Consider the following 15758-nt stretch of genomic DNA (forward strand, 5'->3'; position numbering starts at 1 on the left):
CTTTTGTCTCGGTGTGAGGGCGTTAATTGGGGTGATTTGGATTTTGAATATGTACGCGTTGTTGCCAGCGCCCTGTCATCATTGTTGCAATAAACAATAGCACCGTTAGCATGAGGAACAGGTAGTCATAGATGTTAGCCGTAGAAACAAAGCTGCGTTCTACGGCGAAAATAAAGTAAAAAAGCAAAGCGAAGCATAGCCAACTATAAGAGCGATAGTGGTTTCGTATCAGCCCTGGGAGTAACGCCCAAAGGGGAAGGGTTTGCGCTGCAAACACCATAATTGCAGATGAAAGAGTGATATTGGGGTTTTCTGTCTTCCATAGTACAAACAGACTAATCAGGGCACCAAAAAGTGTCAGGGTAATTCGTTTCCCCCAGAGCCGCTTTTGCATCAGGTTTTTAATGGGTTTTATTTCTTTAGTCATAGAGTTTTTGGGCTAAGCGGGCAACACGAAGTCCGAAGCTTTTAGCGATATCCTGTTCGTTGGCTGTGAGAGGTTGATTATTGTTTCCGCCTGCATAGTGGGATGGGCCATAGGGCGTACCGCCACTTAGCGTGGTGTGCAGGCTTTTTTCTGAGTAGGGAACGCCAGCGATGAGCATGCCGTGGTGAAGTAATGGCAGCATCATGCTAAGTAATGTGGATTCCTGTCCGCCGTGTAATGAGCCGGTCGAAGTGAATACGCCGGCAGGTTTGCCAATCAGGTCGCCATTGACCCAAGTGTTTAGGGTTGAATCAATAAAGTATTTCATGGCGGCTGCCATATTGCCAAAACGTGTGGGGCTGCCCAATACTAGACCTGCGCAGCCCTGTAAATCTTCTTCCGAGCAATACAGATCACCTTCCGCTGGAATATCTTCCTCTACCGCCTGGCATACAGTTGATACCTTGGGTACGGTTCTTATGCGGGCTTCACATCCGGCTTCTTCAACACCGGATGCGATAACCTTGGCAAGCGCTTTTGTTGCGCCATGGGTGCTGTAATACAGTACCAGGACATAGGGTGTGGCTGGAGTCATTACCTGGCCCTGTTATATCAGTGCGTTCACATTTTCTGGCGGACGTCCCAATACCGCTTGTTCACCCTTGATAACAATAGGGCGTTCAATTAATTTGGGGTTACTGACCATTGCTGCAATCAATTGTTCATCGGTTTTTTCCTGATCGGCCAGATTGAGCGACTTGTATGCGTCTTCCCCTTTGCGCAGTAATTCTCTCGGGGTGATTCCAAGTTTTTGAATAATGGTTTTTAATTCTTGTTCTGTTGGTGGCGTTTCCAAATAGAGGACAACCTCGGGTTGTATGCCGGCTTCTTCTATAAGCGCTAAAGTCTGACGGGATTTTGAACAACGAGGGTTGTGATAAATACGCAATGTATTCGACATAAATTCTCCAAATAGTAAAAAACGCTTTCTTATTAGGTGGGCGTGTTACGGCATTCTACATGACATTGGCTTAGATATAGCGTTAAGCTGTATTTATTCAACCCTTTGATGGTAATCGGAAGATGAATATAAAAAGCGTTGTACTGCCTATCTGGCATTTTATTCGGGGTTTGGCCAGCGAGTTTGTGGATAAGGGCTGCCAGCGCAGTGCGGCGGCGCTCACCTATATGACGCTTTTTGCCTTGGTCCCCCTGATGACTGTGACCTATTCCGTGTTTCTGATCATTCCTCAATCCGATGGCCTGGCGGAACAGTTACAAACCTGGATCTTTTCAAGCTTTGTGCCGCAAACCGGGCAGGAAGTGCAGTCGTATCTATCGGACTTTTCTTCTCAAGCGAGAAACCTGACAGGGTTTGGTATCGGCATGCTGGCGGTCACGTCTTATTTAATGCTGACCAACATTGAGAAAACCTTTAACACCATCTGGGGGGTGAAGCAGGCTCGCAGAGGCTTGATGGGCTTCTTGCTTTATTGGGCGGTGCTAAGTATTGGCCCTTTTCTATTGGGGGCAGGGCTCGTTGTAAGTACTTACTTGCTGTCGATGAAGTTAGTTGTCCACGAGTTGACTCAGCTCGGCATGCTGGCGCCGCTTATCCGTCTTGCTCAATGGCTAATGACCAGCGCCGCATTTACGTTGTTATTTGCTGCCGTTCCAAATTGCAAGGTGCCGATCCGTTTCGCTTTAATCGGTGGTGCGGTTACTGCGGTCTGCTTTGAATTATTGAAAGCCGCTTTTGGTTATTTTGTTGCCAACTCCAGTTTTCAGTTGATTTATGGCGCCTTTGCTATCGTGCCGTTGTTTCTGTTGTGGATAAACTTTTTGTGGATGATTATTTTGGGGGGGGCGGTTTTTGTGCGTACCCTGGCGGAGCGTGGCTATGAAGGTAATCAAGATAAGCTCAGTGACACCTTAGCGTTGTTGAAATGCCTCCATGTATTTTACGAGAAATCCAAACAGGGGCAGGTTGTTAATGATGCTGACTGTGTGGGAAAGGGTATTGGTTTGGTGCATTGGCAGGCATTACGTGAGCTTCTGGCCAAGCATCATTGGTTGGCGGTGACAGACTCAGGTGACTATGTATTGTGTCGGAGCTTGAGTCAGACAACGCTGTGGCAACTGATCTGCCTGATAAAAACGCCTGTGGCCGAGTTAACGGAATTGCGTTATGCGGAATCGTACCCCTGGCTGAGTGAGTTCAGAAAAATGCAAACGCCTCTTCACCAGGGGGCTGAGACTGCATATAACATTACTTTAGAATCGCTGTATGAGAAGGCTTCTCATTCGTCCCGGCAAAGTTAATTATTCTCTGCTATTCTCAGTCTATTGGTCTATTAGAACGAGGTTGATTAATCAGAACTGCTCTAATAAACGATGACTTCCTTGAAAAAAAATAGGGCTTATTAGCTGTATATGGCCACACCTCTTTTAATTTGTGACGACTCCGCTATGGCGCGTAAGCAGGTCGCGCGCGCTTTACCCGATAACTGGGACGTTGATATTACCTTTGCTGCAAATGGTATAGAGGGGCTGGATGCTATCCGTGAGGGCCGTGGAGAGATGGTCTTTCTTGATCTGACTATGCCTGAGTTGGATGGCTATGGTGTTCTGGAAGTGGTGAAGAACGAAGGCTTAAAGGCTGTTGTGATTGTTATCTCCGGCGATATCCAACCGGAAGCTCGGGAGAGGGTGCGATTGCTGGGCGCTTTGGACTTCATTAAAAAACCGATCAATAAAGAAAAACTGCAAAATGTGTTAGAAACCTACGGGTTGATCTGACCTCTTACCTTAACCGTTATTCATGATACTTATGCGCGTGGTATGCTAGACCCTTGTAGCAACCGGCAGATCTATTGTGAGCAAGAAGTTTCCTGAAAACCAAACCCGTTTTTCCCAACGTTTTACTTCTGATAGTGGCATCGTCAGTCTGATGGAAGATTTGGGGCAGGCGCTTAATGTAAACCCTGATCTTTTGTTTATGGGCGGTGGTAACCCCGCGCGAATCCGGGGTTTTGAAGACAGAATCGCAATCCATCTACAGCAAATTGCGCGCAACCCGGAAACTTTAAATAAGCTCATCGGTATCTACCAGTCCCCCCAAGGCTCTGAGGAATGCATTCAGGCTCTGGTTAAGTATTTTCGCAAACAGTGTGGTTGGTCTGTTTCGGAAAAAAATATCGCTATCACCAGTGGTAGTCAGTCGGCGTTTTTTCTTCTGATTAACATGTTGGCACAAAATGGTGGTGGTGAAGAGGCGCAGAAGAAAATCTGTTTTCCCATTATGCCGGAGTACCTGGGTTACTCGGATCAAGGCATTGACCATGGAACCATGCTTGGTAACCTGCCTCGTGTTGAGCTACTGGATAAAAACCAGTTCAAATACCACATTGATTTTTCCTCTCTGGCTGTTGACGAAGAAACGGCCGCGATCTGTATTTCTCGTCCAACCAATCCCTCGGGAAACGTAATCTCCGGTGAAGAAGTTGAGCAGCTTACCTTGCTTGCTCAACGTAAGGGGATTCCCTTAATTGTTGACTGCGCCTATGGCAACCCGTTTCCCGGAGTGGTGTATGAACAGGTGGAAAGTTCATGGAACGAGAACAGTATCTTTGTGATGAGTCTATCCAAGCTTGGTTTGCCAGGAGTGCGAACCGGCATTGTGGTGGCAAAAGAAGATTACATAGAACAAATCACCCGCGTGAACACCATTATGAACCTTGCATGCGGCAATCTCGGCCCGAGCCTGTTGACCTCTTTATTAAACGCCAATGAGCTGCCCGGTTTGTGTGATGAGGTGCTGTTACCCTTTTATCGTCGTCGTAGAGATTTTGCGCTTAAGCAGATCGAAAAGCATATGCAGGGTGTTCCCTATCGTGTTCATAAGCCGGAAGGTGCGTTTTTCCTTTGGTTGTGGTTTGAGGGTATGCCGATTTCGTCTGCTGAACTGTATGAGCGGATGAAGCAAAAAGGGGTGTTGATCATGGATGGTGAGCACTTCTTTTTTGGTCTGTCGGACAAAAATCGTCATGCTTATGAATGCATTCGCCTGACGTACTGCCAGAGTGAACCCGTGATTGAGCAAGCTATACGCCTACTTGGCCAAGAATTGAAGTCGGTCTACGAATTGGGTTAGCCATATTTGCTAAGCTTTATAGGTAATCACGCTAGTATTGGCAGAGCTGTGAGCGTGGTTGCTTAGAGGTGTATTCAGACGCTTCGAGAAATGATCTATGCGCCAGTAGGCATCTGGGGTATATTCAACGAGAACGAGTGACAACGAGAATAACAATGACTACTCGCAGAGCATTAATAGTAGACGACTCAAAAACCGCTCAGGTGCGGTTGAAAAAGATGTTGAGTCGGTTTGGCTTGGAAGTCGACATCGCCTTTTCTGCGGAAGAGGCCTTAGGTATGTTGAGCTACAGAAACCCTGCCGTGATCTTTATGGATCACCATATGGAAGGCATGGATGGCTTCGAAGCCCTGAAAATTATCAAAGCAAACCCGAATACCGCCATGATCCCAGTGATCATGTATACAGCACAGAAAGGAGATGTGTACGTCGGCCAGGCGCGCGCACTTGGGGCGCTGGATATTCTGTCGAAAGAGATATTCAAACCCTCCAATCTGGAAAGAGTACTGCGCACCCTGAGTTTGGTAAATGGGGATGAAGATGAAAGTGAAGATCCGCAGGTTACCGCTGAAGAGAAAGCCAAGGTTGAACCGGCTGTAGCGGTCGAGGAGGTTGCTGAAGCCATTCAGTCTTCAGTAGAAATGAAAGCGGAATCCGATACACAGGAGATCCCCTCCATCAAAGATGAAACCATTGAAATACGTTCTCGTTCCGGCGGTTTGGACCGGGAGGGGCTATATCAGGTTCAGGCACAAATCGCTCGTTTATTTGAAATTCATATCGCAGACGTGCGTAGCCAAATTACACAAAATACCAAATACACCGTTAAGCAGCTCAGCGAAGAGATTGATAAAGCGTTCAACAAAGAAGTTACCGTTGATGATGTTCCATTATCGGTAGTGAAAGCGGAAGCGGACGCTGAACGCTCTCGCATTGGTTTGGTTTCCAATAGTTTATTACTGCTTATTCTTCTTGGCTTGGGGATCATGGCATTCCAGCAGTGGAACCTGGAAACGGAAATACAAAATATTGATAAAAAATATGAAGCTCTGGCCAACACCAAAACTATGGAGAGTGATTTGGTCAACGTGATAGCAGAAAATGTATTTCGTTCTCAGCAAGAGCAGGAATTGTTAAACGATGGAAAGTTTCCATTGTTGGATACTTTGTCCTGGGCGTTAAGTAACTCCATCACTTTCGGTTACAACGAAATCCCATTAGGTGAAACGCAGACCCGTACTGTGGCAACATTGGTTGCACAACTGTATCGAGCACAATTTCGTGGAGTGATTACATTAAACGTTAACTACGGTAATTGGTGTTTGGAAAGAACACCTCAGGGTGGGTACGCACTGGCTGAACCCAATATGCCAGTAAGTGAATGTGTTTTTTATGAAGATATTTTTAACGAAACCGCTCCATCAGATTACCTAAGTGTCTCTTTTGTGAATCTGGAACAAACAGCAGAACCTATCGTTCGCGGTGAAATAGAACTGGAAGTACTGCCACTGGGTTTTGAGTCGCAAGTGAAAGAATACCCAAGAGATAAAACAAGCGCTACGGCTGAAGAATGGAATAAAGCTGCGCAAATGAATAGTCGTATTTCTTTGACGTTTGTTCAGGCGTAATATATTTATTTTAAGGCCAACCAGAAATTGTTATTTGATCGCTTTCTAGTTGGCCTGAAATTGAAGGTTAAGAGCAAGATCAAGGTGTTAAGTTGACGATACCTTCCTTATATTCCTTTAGGCGCTTTTTAAATTCCTTCTTAATATCTTTTTGCTCATCATTCAGTTTGCTTATGGCTAGAGACTGCCACTTTACAGCATCCTCCATATTTCCGTTTATTGCGTGTGCTGCAGCAAGGGTGTCTAATAAATAAGCATGTTCGTATTTGCTGAGTTCTGCTGCCTTTATTGCGCCTTGTAAACCTTTTTGGGGGGCAAAGATGTTTTCCTGTTTGGATGTGATTTGCAGCCAGGCTAGGTCATTTATAAGAATGGCATTCTCCGGCTCTGTATCAACAGCTTTTAACATGTATGCGTATTGTTCCTTTGGGTAATTAAGCTTCTTGTATTCCAGAGCAATATCTGAAAAAAAATCTCCTTTAGTTTTTCCTATCGGATTTCCGTCCTCGTTCAGTTTGGTTTTCTGCGAAAATGCATAGTGTTGATATGCTTTGTTGGTGTCGCCTTTAAGTTGATACATGCGGGCTAGTCTAAATTGATAATGGGGTATGTCGACAAAATATAGAGCTTCGTTGAGGCTAAGTATTCCTTCTTCGGGATTGATACTTGAGTCCTGTTCAAACCAATCAGAGTATAAACGGCCAAGATGAAAATATACCTGTAGGGCAAGGTTGTCCAACTTTATTGCTTGTCGATAATAATCTCTTGCTTGCGAGAAAAACTTACCTTTCTCTTTTGGGTTTTTAGTTTTATTCGCTAGCGCGTGTAATTTGATGCCCTTAGTTTCCAGATAGTCAAAAGAATCTTTATTTTTTACTTTTTTTATTATCATATCTGCGTCATCGTTTCTTCCTTGTATTGTGTAGAGTTTTGCTAACTGAATGAGTGCGGCTTCGTCTTTGGCGTTCTCTTTGATTGCCATCATCAGAATTCGTTCAGCACCTTCGTAGTGTTCTTCTCCATGCTGAATAAGTAAGTCTGCAAATGCTAATTGTGTTTGGTATGGTGTAAGCTTTGTTGTTAAGTATTTTTTATGCTCAAAAGATTTTTCTAGTTTAATATCTTTGTAGCTAAATTTGTTCTTCCTCACAAATTCGAATAAGTTGTCGTCCATTTTTCGGAACGATATTTTGTAATTATTATTCCATGCTTTGTCGACATCAAAACCTTTTTCTAGGTCGTTCAAAAATCCATCTAATTGTTTTTTTCGTTTCTCGTTCAGGTTGCTATAATAAATGAATATATACGCTACATTATAGTATTCCCATGCTCTTTCGTTTCTAAAATTACTATTATCTTTCAGCATTCTTTCAAGATACCGCTTTCTCACGTCAGTTTGAGTGTAATAGTAGCTATTGAAATTGTTTGCAGCAGCTCGACCAAAAATCATCCGGTTATCGGTGGATTCGAATGTGGAAAAATATTCGGCAACACCTTCCTCGTACCACATCGGGTAAAACACTCTATCTTTGTGATACTCAAACATGTGGTGGGTATACTCATGAAACAATGTTTGATTTCCCACAGACGTGTCCGTTCCCTTCTTGTACAAATCAAGATCGGCAACACCATAAGAACCTTTTGATCCGTTAAAGTAATATCCCGCAAGTTCCGTTTGGGTTAACTGTTTAAAATCATATCTCTTCTTAAATAGGAAAAGTTTTACTGGTAGAGAGTAATCTGGATGTCTTATCTTGGTGAAGGCAGGAATATAGTAGCGAAAACGTTCTAGTTTTTGTGCAATCTCCAATGCAGTTTTTTCATTATAGTCGGTAATAATGTGGAAGTTAGCTGATTGAACTTCAACCCACTCTTCGTCTAAAAAAGAAAAGCGATTGTCCGCGTAACTGTTTAAGCTGAGAAGAAAAAATGTATATATAAGTAACTGCTTCATAGTTCCGTCTTTTTTGTATTGTAAATGATAATGATAACCTATTTTATGATCAAACAATAATCGATAAACAGGATTGGTTTGTGGGGCTCTTATTGGAAAGTGGCAGCATAGCTATTAGGTGAGTGATAATAATTATCATTGCCGAGTTTGGTGTGCCGGGAAAAATATCTCAGTTGATGATTTTTTCTTTAAATTTAGGGGGCGTAGGATATGATCGTATTTTACATGACGTAACTGTGCGGGTTTTGTCCTATTTGCAGTGTCTTTTGGAGGAGCCTATTTGTTTCGTCCTATGCATGTTTTTATTTTAAAAATAGTATCTCGCCACGATTTATGGAGTGTAAATAGTCATTATGTTGGCTTTTTAATAGCTTAGGAAAAGTAAAAGATAATCGTTATTATTTTTAGATAGTGATCTTAGAATTAGTATTTGTGTGGCGTACAATATGCTGATAACATCGAGCAAACATGGAGGCGAAATTGTAATCTCTTCCAGCTTTTCTTATTTTATCAATATTCTCTGTGCTCTTTTAAAGAGTGCATCTTAGCTTTTTATTAGTTTAAAAACTTATACATGTCAGTTACGCGGATAACGTCCAATTAAAAAGGCGCTGGAGGAGGTATGGGCTTATACTATTCTAGCGTTATGTGATTTTGGGGGAAATGGTTTTGGTTTAAGTATACGGAATTGCACAGGTGTTTTTAGTGCTTTAGTGAGAATGACTGGGTGAAAGTTAGCAAGCCGCGATTTTTATGCGGATGGTAAGCTAGGAAAAGAGCATTTTAGTAAATAGAAAAAAGGAATTTTAGAAGACTGTAGAGATAACTCCTTAAACAGCAATACGAAAATAACATTGAGGCTATAAACTGGTTCAAGGAAAACATTTTTCCTGTAGCTAATCAAGGTGATGCCCCTAGAATGGATTTTGAAGTGAGTGCTGATCTTGCTCCATCTCTTAGTGCAGATGGCCGGTTTAAATTTTCCCGTGTTGCAACCTTTTTCAAAAATCATGCTACTCCCGCGAGGCATGTGCATACTCATCAGACCGCTAGTGCATTTAGTTCTCCCGATCGATATTTGCACCAAACCATAAATAGAGGAAATGAATATTTAGTAAGTGATAATGGAATCTATAAGTTTCGTGGTGTTGACTATAACGAAGCCGTTTCTCAGTGGGTTGACGGTGGTAAGCTTGGTGTTGAGCCGAATAATAGGGGTTATTATCAAGTGTATGATGATAGTAGTAAGTCCTGGATGCTGTTCAATGATTTTTAAGATGAGTTGCAGGTATGATATTTTCTAAATATATTTTTGTTATAGCTACCTTTATATTTGTCTCGTCAGGATGTTTCGGTTTTGAGGAGTACGAGCCGAGATATGATCAGATAGAAAGGTTCTTTTATCTTAATGATAGTGATTTGTATGGGGTTCTAGTTAAGTTAGGGAAAAATAAAAGAATTGGGGAGATTCGAGTCAGTAATAAAGAAAGGCTGTTTGTTTTAAAGGATAAATTATTTGAGGGTTACTCTGCTCCCGATTTGAATGCGGTTAGTATACTTGTAGGGCCTGATTTTGATGATGTTATTGAGGAAAAAACTTCGTATTCAGAATCTTTTTTTGTTATTTGCGTACCTTATGGTGAGTTTTATAAAAAGAACGAAAAGTGGCGTAGAGATGTTGTTGAAATTAAGTTTGATATTAAATTAAGCACTCTTGATTTGGTGGAGCGAAATGTTTGTCGTACAGCATTACTTCCAGTTCCGTAGTGTGGATTAGCTAACCGTTGCTTGCCGTCTCTCTGCTGGTTGGGTCTGCACTATGATGGGATAGCTTGTACTTTTAAAGTTGTCCGTTTTACCTTGTTGAAGGGGATAAACCAGTGTATGAATGTTGAGCATGCTAGTTGAAGTGGGTAGACGTTGAGCCACTTTATGTGTATAGCGTTATTGATGATAGCGGCTAATTAAACCACGGAAGATGCCTTTCCTTGTGATCCTGTCTGTTGGGTGCTAGTAACGGTGTTTAGTCTATAAAAATACTCAGTTTTTCTAATTAAGTTTTTCCTGCTCTTGTGGTGGCCACATATTCGTGTGGCCATTTTTCTATATATGTCTGGTGTTAGATTTCGCGCCAATAACTCCTGCTTACTCGTTTCTACTTCTTAAGTTGTAGTAGTATTGATACTCTGAAGTCTTGATGTATCGTTAGTGCTGTCGGGCTGCAATTCCCTAATTAGATTTACCTTTCACTCCATTTGTCCTCAAAATATAAGGAAGTTGTTTATGAAAAAAAGTATTTTTTGTTTTCTGGTTACCCTGTTTGGCGGCTTACCGTGTTTTGCCGGTGGCTTAACTCAAGCCGCAGGTATTCGCTTTCATGTGCCGGATGGTCAGATCCGAAATAATGCAGGAGATATTGTTCCTGTCTCCGTTTATTGTATGCAATACGATTCCCGGGCGAATGTGACTTTGCCGGCTTTTATGTCGGGGTTGTTTGGTTTTAGTAATCCAGACCCGGTGCCTAAGGTTAAAGTTGGTACCTGCAATACACTTGTCGAGGCACAATACTTTTCTTTTGAATCTGGTAATTTAAAATCTTCAGATGGGTTGTGTTTAACCCGGTTGGGCACATGGCAGGATCAAATTGATGTGCTATCGACATCTAATAGCTGTACTTCGAGCGGTTTGCCTACAAACTACACGGTTTCGGACACCGTGGAAGATATGATAAATACCGAGGTGGCTTTCCGATATTGTGTGGCAGGTGATACGGAGCAGCAGTGGGAATTAGAGTTACAGGGGGCGGCATTGAAATTGAAAGTTCCCAGTGAGGATCTTTGCCTAGGTTTGGAAGGGGATTTTATTCTCGGGCAGTCGTCCTATAATGAACCTGGTGTATCCTTCCGGTGTGGCAATACGGTGTTGAATGGTATTCTTCTTGACAGAAATATTAAGAATTTTAAAGCGGGGTTGGGCGCGTGTTCCCATGACAAGGCCAACCTGTTGAATACCACCAATCAAGACCTTGTTATTAAAGAAGAAAAAATCCTCCCGATAATCATTCCAATGTAGTTTTGTGTGGCAGGTTTTTTGTGAAAGGCCGCATCTGCGGTCTTATTTCCAATACCTCTGCCAAGCAACAATCACTTTGTTGGGGTATTTGTGTTTGCCGTAGCTGCCGTTATAGCGTGCTAATGCTTCCCGCCAATCACCTTTGGCTACTTCCAAATAATATTTCAGTATGGTGCAGCCATATTTTAAATTGGTGGGAATATCCATAAGGTTATCGTTATCCCGGCCAATTTCTTTTTTCCAAAAAGGCATTATCTGCATCATGCCCTGTGCGCCAACCTGTGATATGGCGAATTGATCAAACGCGCTTTCTACATGAATAACGGCAAGCACATATTCCGGGGGGAGTTGTGCGCGGGTGGAGGCTTTGTGGATTTCTTTCAGTATATGTAAGCGCTCTTCCGGGTCTTTGATAAAACGTTGTAATACACCGGATTTTTGCACCAACCACACCTCGGCATCAAACCGGTCTTCAAAACTGTCGGCCTGGCTTATTGTGGCTTTAAGTGTTTCTCTTAGTGCGGGATCTACTTCCGGTTTGGCTGCGGTTGTTTGGCTGAAGACGAAGCCCAGAATGCAACAGAGAACTATCCCTGCCCAGTGTATTCCGGTTGAGTAAAAATTATGATTTGGGTGTGTTGTTTGCTTCGTCATCAAGTTGTTTGGCCAGCATAATCTCAAGCCTGCGTTTATGCAGACGGTTATAGAGCTCATTGAACAGGACGGAGTAAATCATAGGTTTTACGATAATTGCAATAAAACTTGGTGTGTCGGCGGCAACGTCCGGGGCATGAATAAATAATGTGATCGCTGCTATGCCACTCATCAAGGCTCCAACAATATAGGTGTTGGCAATGAATGCTTTACTGTGTTGTATGTATTGATTTAGCTGGGGAGCGTAGGAGGGTGTTTTAACCAACCAGGAGGAACTGTCCACGAACTTTATTGTAGGAGAAATACCGTGGGTCATGCAGGATATGACGATAGGAATGAAGGTGACGCTAAGGCAGCTAATTACTTCCCATTGTCGATTCTCCATGGTCACGATTGCCGTCGGGCCTATCGCTAAACCTAACAGTAGCAGGCCAAATATCCCTCCCCAATTTATGCTGTAGGTAATTTCGGTTGGCTTGGATATGGGGGCCAGTTCTGTTGGGGATATATCAAAAGTTGATGCTAGTGCAAGTTGCGATTCGAGGGAACAGGTTCCGTCTCGCTCTATACGTTGGATAGTGCGCTCGCTTATTCCGCTTATCGTCGCTAGTTTTTCCTGCGACCAACCTCTTTCTTTACGAAGTTGTAATAGCTTTTCTCTGCATATGGTCATGGTGTTAGTCCGTGCTTGGTTTTTGCAGGTATATTACGGCAAGGCTAACCATTATTATCACGACACTCATCCGCCAATGACACGCCATTGGCGGATGAAATCAACTATTTAAGTAAATACACCACATAGACTTTGGCCGTGGCCACCATTCTACCGGGTTCAAATGGTTCGGTGCCGCCGACTCGCATAAGACTGGACATTTCTGCTTTGAGTTCGGAAGACGACTGGCCGGCGATGCTTCTTGCCGGTGTTAATTGGTAAACCTCTTCCCGTCTATCCATGAATTCAGATATTGAGTACACATCTGCCAAACGTTTACCCTGTGAACGTGCAATCATACGTGCACGTTGTTTGGCATCTTCCTGGGCTGCTTCAAGTGCTTTGTCGGTGCTTTCTTTTTCCTTTGATACAGATAGTTGTGTCGATACGGTTTTAGAAATCTGGGCGTCCACTAAGGCTTTCATTACTTCGCCGTAGCGGCTTAAGTCTTGCAATTTAATATCAACTCTGCGCGATACGCTGGTGCCGTTAGGTATTTGTTCGCCATTACGATAGGTGAAGGAGGGATAAATTCGCAACGCAGTTGTGGAAATGTTTGCAGTGGGAATGGCTAATTCCTTACAGGTTTGAATAAGCTTTATTGAGCGCAGGTCCACATCTTTTTTTGCGGCTTCCAGTTCGGGCAAGGTTTTCTCCAGTTCGACAGAAAAGGTAATGGTGTCTGGTTCTACTTCAACTTGTGCACTGCCTTCCACATAAATATGGGGTTGTTGTGGCAGCGGGCTGGCAATAGCCGTTGCGGCAAGGAGGTTAATCAGGCAAAGCAGGATACTATTCTTCATTGTGTTTTATTCCTTAAGTCAGCTTATTCTTGGGCTCGATACATTTATAACCATAACTCGAATGCCTGGTCGCAGCGAGAAGATAAATGTTCAGGTTTGTATTTCTGAAAGCCAAATTTTTTGTATAAACCAATCGCTTCCACAAGTGGGGCGGCGGTTTCTAATATGACGTGTGAAAAACCAAGTTCCTTGGCTTTTTTTAAGGAATAGTGCATGAGCTGTTTTCCCAGGCCTTTACCACGTTGGTTGGCTAGGGAATACATTTTTCTTAGTTCACAGGTTGTGTGGGTGATTTTATATAAGCCAAAGCTGGCAATAATCTGACCGTTCTCTTCCGCAACACCAAAATAACCACCACGGGAAAAATAGTGTTGTTCAATATCGTCCAGATCTTTATCGGTACTTTGTGGAGAAGGTTGGAGGCCATATTCATTCAGCACACCGAAAACAAGTTGTTTAATCAAGGGGGAATCCTTGTTGCTTGCTTCTCGGATGAGCATCTTATGGCCTCCCGTTTCTTTACATTAGCTTTGAATTTTACCTTTCAGGAATTCCATTAATTGGTCTTTGGCGATGTCCTGGCTGTTTTCGTCCCGGCGACCTTTATATTCCAGGTTGCCGGCTTCCAGGCCTCGATCACCAACAACAATGCGGTGTGGAATGCCCATCAGTTCTGTATCGGCAAGCATCACCCCCAGACGGGCTTTGTTTTCATCCATATACAGAACGTCATAACCGGCTTCAGTAAGCTGTGTGTAAAGAGCTTCACATTCGTTAGCAACCGCTTCCGATTTGTGTTTGTTGATCGGGATAAGAGCAATTTGAAATGGCGCGATGCTGTCTGGCCAGATAATGCCGTTGTCGTCGTGGTTTTGCTCAATGGCTGCTGCAACAATTCGTGTTACACCAATACCGTAACATCCCATAATCATGGTTTGTTGTTTGCCGCTTTCATTGAGTACTGTTGCGTTCATGGCTTCAGAGTACTTGGTACCCAGTTGGAATATATGGCCAACTTCAATACCGCGTTTTATTTCAATGGTGCCTTTGCCGCATGGGCTTGGATCACCGACGACCACGTTGCGAATATCTTCGATACGCGTGTTGTCTTTTTCTTCCCAGTTTGCATTGGTAAGGTGGAAACCATCATTATTGGCACCGCAGACAAAATTTACCAGTGCGGCAGCAGAGCGGTCGATAATCGTTGGGATACTCAAGCCGATAGGGCCAAGTGAACCGACACCTGCTCCCAGTTCGTTTTTAATGCGTTCTTCATCAGCAAACTGCAACGGCTCTGCAATCTCAGGCAGTTTTTCTGCCTTGATTTCATTGAGTTCGTGATCGCCACGTAGAACCAGCGCAATAAGCGGTGCTTTTTGGCCTTCCTCTTCTGTTGCACCGAGTACCACAAGTGTTTTTACTGTTTGCGAAGCGTCAACGCTTAATGCTTGGCATACTTCGTCAATGGTTTTTTCATTGGGTGTTGCGACTTCTGCTTGCTCAGCGAGTTGTGCTGTTTGTTTCTCTGGTGCTAGTGCTTCTGCTAATTCCACGTTGGCAGCGAAGTCACTTTCGGTGCTGAAGGCAATATCGTCTTCGCCACTGGCGGCGAGCACATGGAACTCATGTGAGCCGGAACCACCGATCGAGCCGGTGTCAGCCAGTACCGGGCGATACTCCAAGCCGATGCGATCAAAAATATTGCAGTAGGTTTGATGCATAACGTCATAGGTTTCTTGCAGGCTTTCCTGGGAAATATGGAAAGAGTACGCGTCTTTCATAATGAATTCGCGTGAGCGCATAACGCCAAAGCGTGGTCGAACTTCGTCGCGAAACTTGGTTTGAATTTGATAAAAGTTTGCAGGCAATTGTTTGTAGCTGCTGATTTCGGTGCGAATCAGGTCAGTGATAACTTCCTCGTGGGTTGGCCCGAGGCAGAAAGAATTGGAATGTCTATCGTTGATACGCAAAAGCTCCGGTCCGTATTGCTGCCAACGTCCTGATTCTTCCCACAATTCGGCGGGTTGAACAACAGGCATAAGGACTTCCTGGGCGCCGGATTTATTCATTTCCTCGCGGACAATGTTTTCCACTTTACGCAAAACGCGCAAACCCAGCGGTAACCAATTGTATAAGCCGGATGCAAGCTTGCGGATCAAGCCCGCTCTAAGCATGAGTTGGTGGCTGACGACGACCGCATCGGCAGGTGTTTCTTTCTGGGTGGCGATGAGAAATTTGCTAGCGCGCATGATTTACCTTAAACAATGAACAAACGGCAGATTATACTTAAGGAACGAGAGACGTTGATCGGATGTCTTAGCCCGTATGCCTTGAGCGTTTTGCCGGGTATTCTAA

At 43.7% G+C, this 15758-nt stretch carries 16 protein-coding genes; 7 read left to right on the top strand and 9 right to left on the bottom strand.

Translation table 11 applies throughout. The features are described 5' to 3' along the window. Window positions 1-22: 22 nt before the first annotated feature. From P5V12_RS00530 to arsC, 3 genes are read right to left on the bottom strand one after another with little or no spacing between them, the layout of a single operon-like run. A complete protein-coding gene (locus tag P5V12_RS00530; protein WP_316955286.1) occupies window positions 23-427 on the bottom strand; it encodes a DUF2069 domain-containing protein in 405 nt (134 codons plus the stop codon). Beyond that, window positions 420-1022 carry an NAD(P)H:quinone oxidoreductase gene (gene wrbA / locus P5V12_RS00535; protein WP_316955287.1) on the bottom strand — a complete coding sequence of 201 codons (603 nt, stop codon included), beginning with the start codon at window positions 1020-1022 and terminating at the stop codon, window positions 420-422. The genes P5V12_RS00530 and wrbA overlap by 8 nt, the downstream gene beginning before the upstream one ends. 12 nt (window positions 1023-1034) lie before the next feature. Then, window positions 1035-1388, bottom strand: coding sequence for an arsenate reductase (glutaredoxin) (gene arsC, locus P5V12_RS00540; RefSeq protein ID WP_316955288.1), 354 nt, complete (start codon window positions 1386-1388; stop codon window positions 1035-1037). Between the two features lie 122 nt (window positions 1389-1510). On the opposite strand from arsC, the gene P5V12_RS00545 reads away from it, so the two are divergent. From P5V12_RS00545 to P5V12_RS00560, 4 genes are all read left to right on the top strand, one after another. Continuing rightward, complete coding sequence (locus tag P5V12_RS00545; RefSeq protein WP_316955289.1) at window positions 1511-2749, top strand: YihY family inner membrane protein; 1239 nt, start codon at window positions 1511-1513, stop codon at window positions 2747-2749. A 111-nt stretch (window positions 2750-2860) separates the two neighbouring features. Continuing rightward, window positions 2861-3226 (top strand): response regulator, encoded by a 366-nt coding sequence (locus P5V12_RS00550; protein WP_316955290.1) that lies wholly within the window; start codon window positions 2861-2863, stop codon window positions 3224-3226. Between the two features lie 76 nt (window positions 3227-3302). After that, window positions 3303-4580, top strand: a complete 1278-nt coding sequence (locus tag P5V12_RS00555; protein WP_316955291.1) for a valine--pyruvate transaminase — start codon at window positions 3303-3305, stop codon at window positions 4578-4580. Window positions 4581-4735: 155 nt separating this feature from the next. After that, entirely contained in the window at window positions 4736-6208 is a 1473-nt protein-coding gene (locus tag P5V12_RS00560; protein WP_316955292.1) for a response regulator, read from the top strand. A 79-nt stretch (window positions 6209-6287) separates the two neighbouring features. On the opposite strand, the gene P5V12_RS00565 is transcribed toward P5V12_RS00560, so the two are convergent. Next, complete coding sequence (locus P5V12_RS00565) at window positions 6288-8162, bottom strand: DUF1570 domain-containing protein (protein ID WP_316955293.1); 1875 nt, start codon at window positions 8160-8162, stop codon at window positions 6288-6290. Between the two features lie 919 nt (window positions 8163-9081). Here P5V12_RS00565 and P5V12_RS00570 point away from each other — a divergent pair. From P5V12_RS00570 to P5V12_RS00580, 3 genes are all read left to right on the top strand, one after another. Continuing rightward, complete coding sequence (locus tag P5V12_RS00570) at window positions 9082-9438, top strand: hypothetical protein (protein ID WP_316955294.1); 357 nt, start codon at window positions 9082-9084, stop codon at window positions 9436-9438. A 14-nt stretch (window positions 9439-9452) separates the two neighbouring features. Next, on the top strand, window positions 9453-9929 hold the full coding sequence (locus P5V12_RS00575; protein ID WP_316955295.1) for a hypothetical protein: 477 nt from the start codon (window positions 9453-9455) through the stop codon (window positions 9927-9929). A 516-nt stretch (window positions 9930-10445) separates the two neighbouring features. Next, window positions 10446-11234, top strand: coding sequence for a hypothetical protein (locus P5V12_RS00580; RefSeq protein ID WP_316955296.1), 789 nt, complete (start codon window positions 10446-10448; stop codon window positions 11232-11234). A gap of 42 nt (window positions 11235-11276) precedes the next feature. Here P5V12_RS00580 and P5V12_RS00585 read toward each other — a convergent pair whose 3' ends face one another. The 5 genes from P5V12_RS00585 to P5V12_RS00605 form a co-directional block, all read right to left on the bottom strand. Continuing rightward, complete coding sequence (locus tag P5V12_RS00585) at window positions 11277-11888, bottom strand: lytic transglycosylase domain-containing protein (RefSeq protein ID WP_316955297.1); 612 nt, start codon at window positions 11886-11888, stop codon at window positions 11277-11279. Beyond that, a complete protein-coding gene (locus tag P5V12_RS00590; protein ID WP_316955298.1) occupies window positions 11857-12561 on the bottom strand; it encodes a helix-turn-helix transcriptional regulator in 705 nt (234 codons plus the stop codon). Before P5V12_RS00590 ends, P5V12_RS00585 begins: the two co-directional genes overlap by 32 nt. A gap of 104 nt (window positions 12562-12665) precedes the next feature. Then, a complete protein-coding gene (locus P5V12_RS00595; RefSeq protein WP_316955299.1) occupies window positions 12666-13403 on the bottom strand; it encodes an SIMPL domain-containing protein in 738 nt (245 codons plus the stop codon). A 44-nt stretch (window positions 13404-13447) separates the two neighbouring features. Beyond that, window positions 13448-13903, bottom strand: coding sequence for a GNAT family N-acetyltransferase (locus P5V12_RS00600; RefSeq protein ID WP_316955300.1), 456 nt, complete (start codon window positions 13901-13903; stop codon window positions 13448-13450). A 24-nt stretch (window positions 13904-13927) separates the two neighbouring features. Further along, window positions 13928-15652, bottom strand: a complete 1725-nt coding sequence (locus P5V12_RS00605; RefSeq protein ID WP_316955301.1) for a proline--tRNA ligase — start codon at window positions 15650-15652, stop codon at window positions 13928-13930. Window positions 15653-15758: the final 106 nt, after the last annotated feature.

The sequence above is a fragment of the Teredinibacter sp. KSP-S5-2 genome (genome assembly GCF_032773895.1).
Classification (GTDB): domain Bacteria; phylum Pseudomonadota; class Gammaproteobacteria; order Pseudomonadales; family Cellvibrionaceae.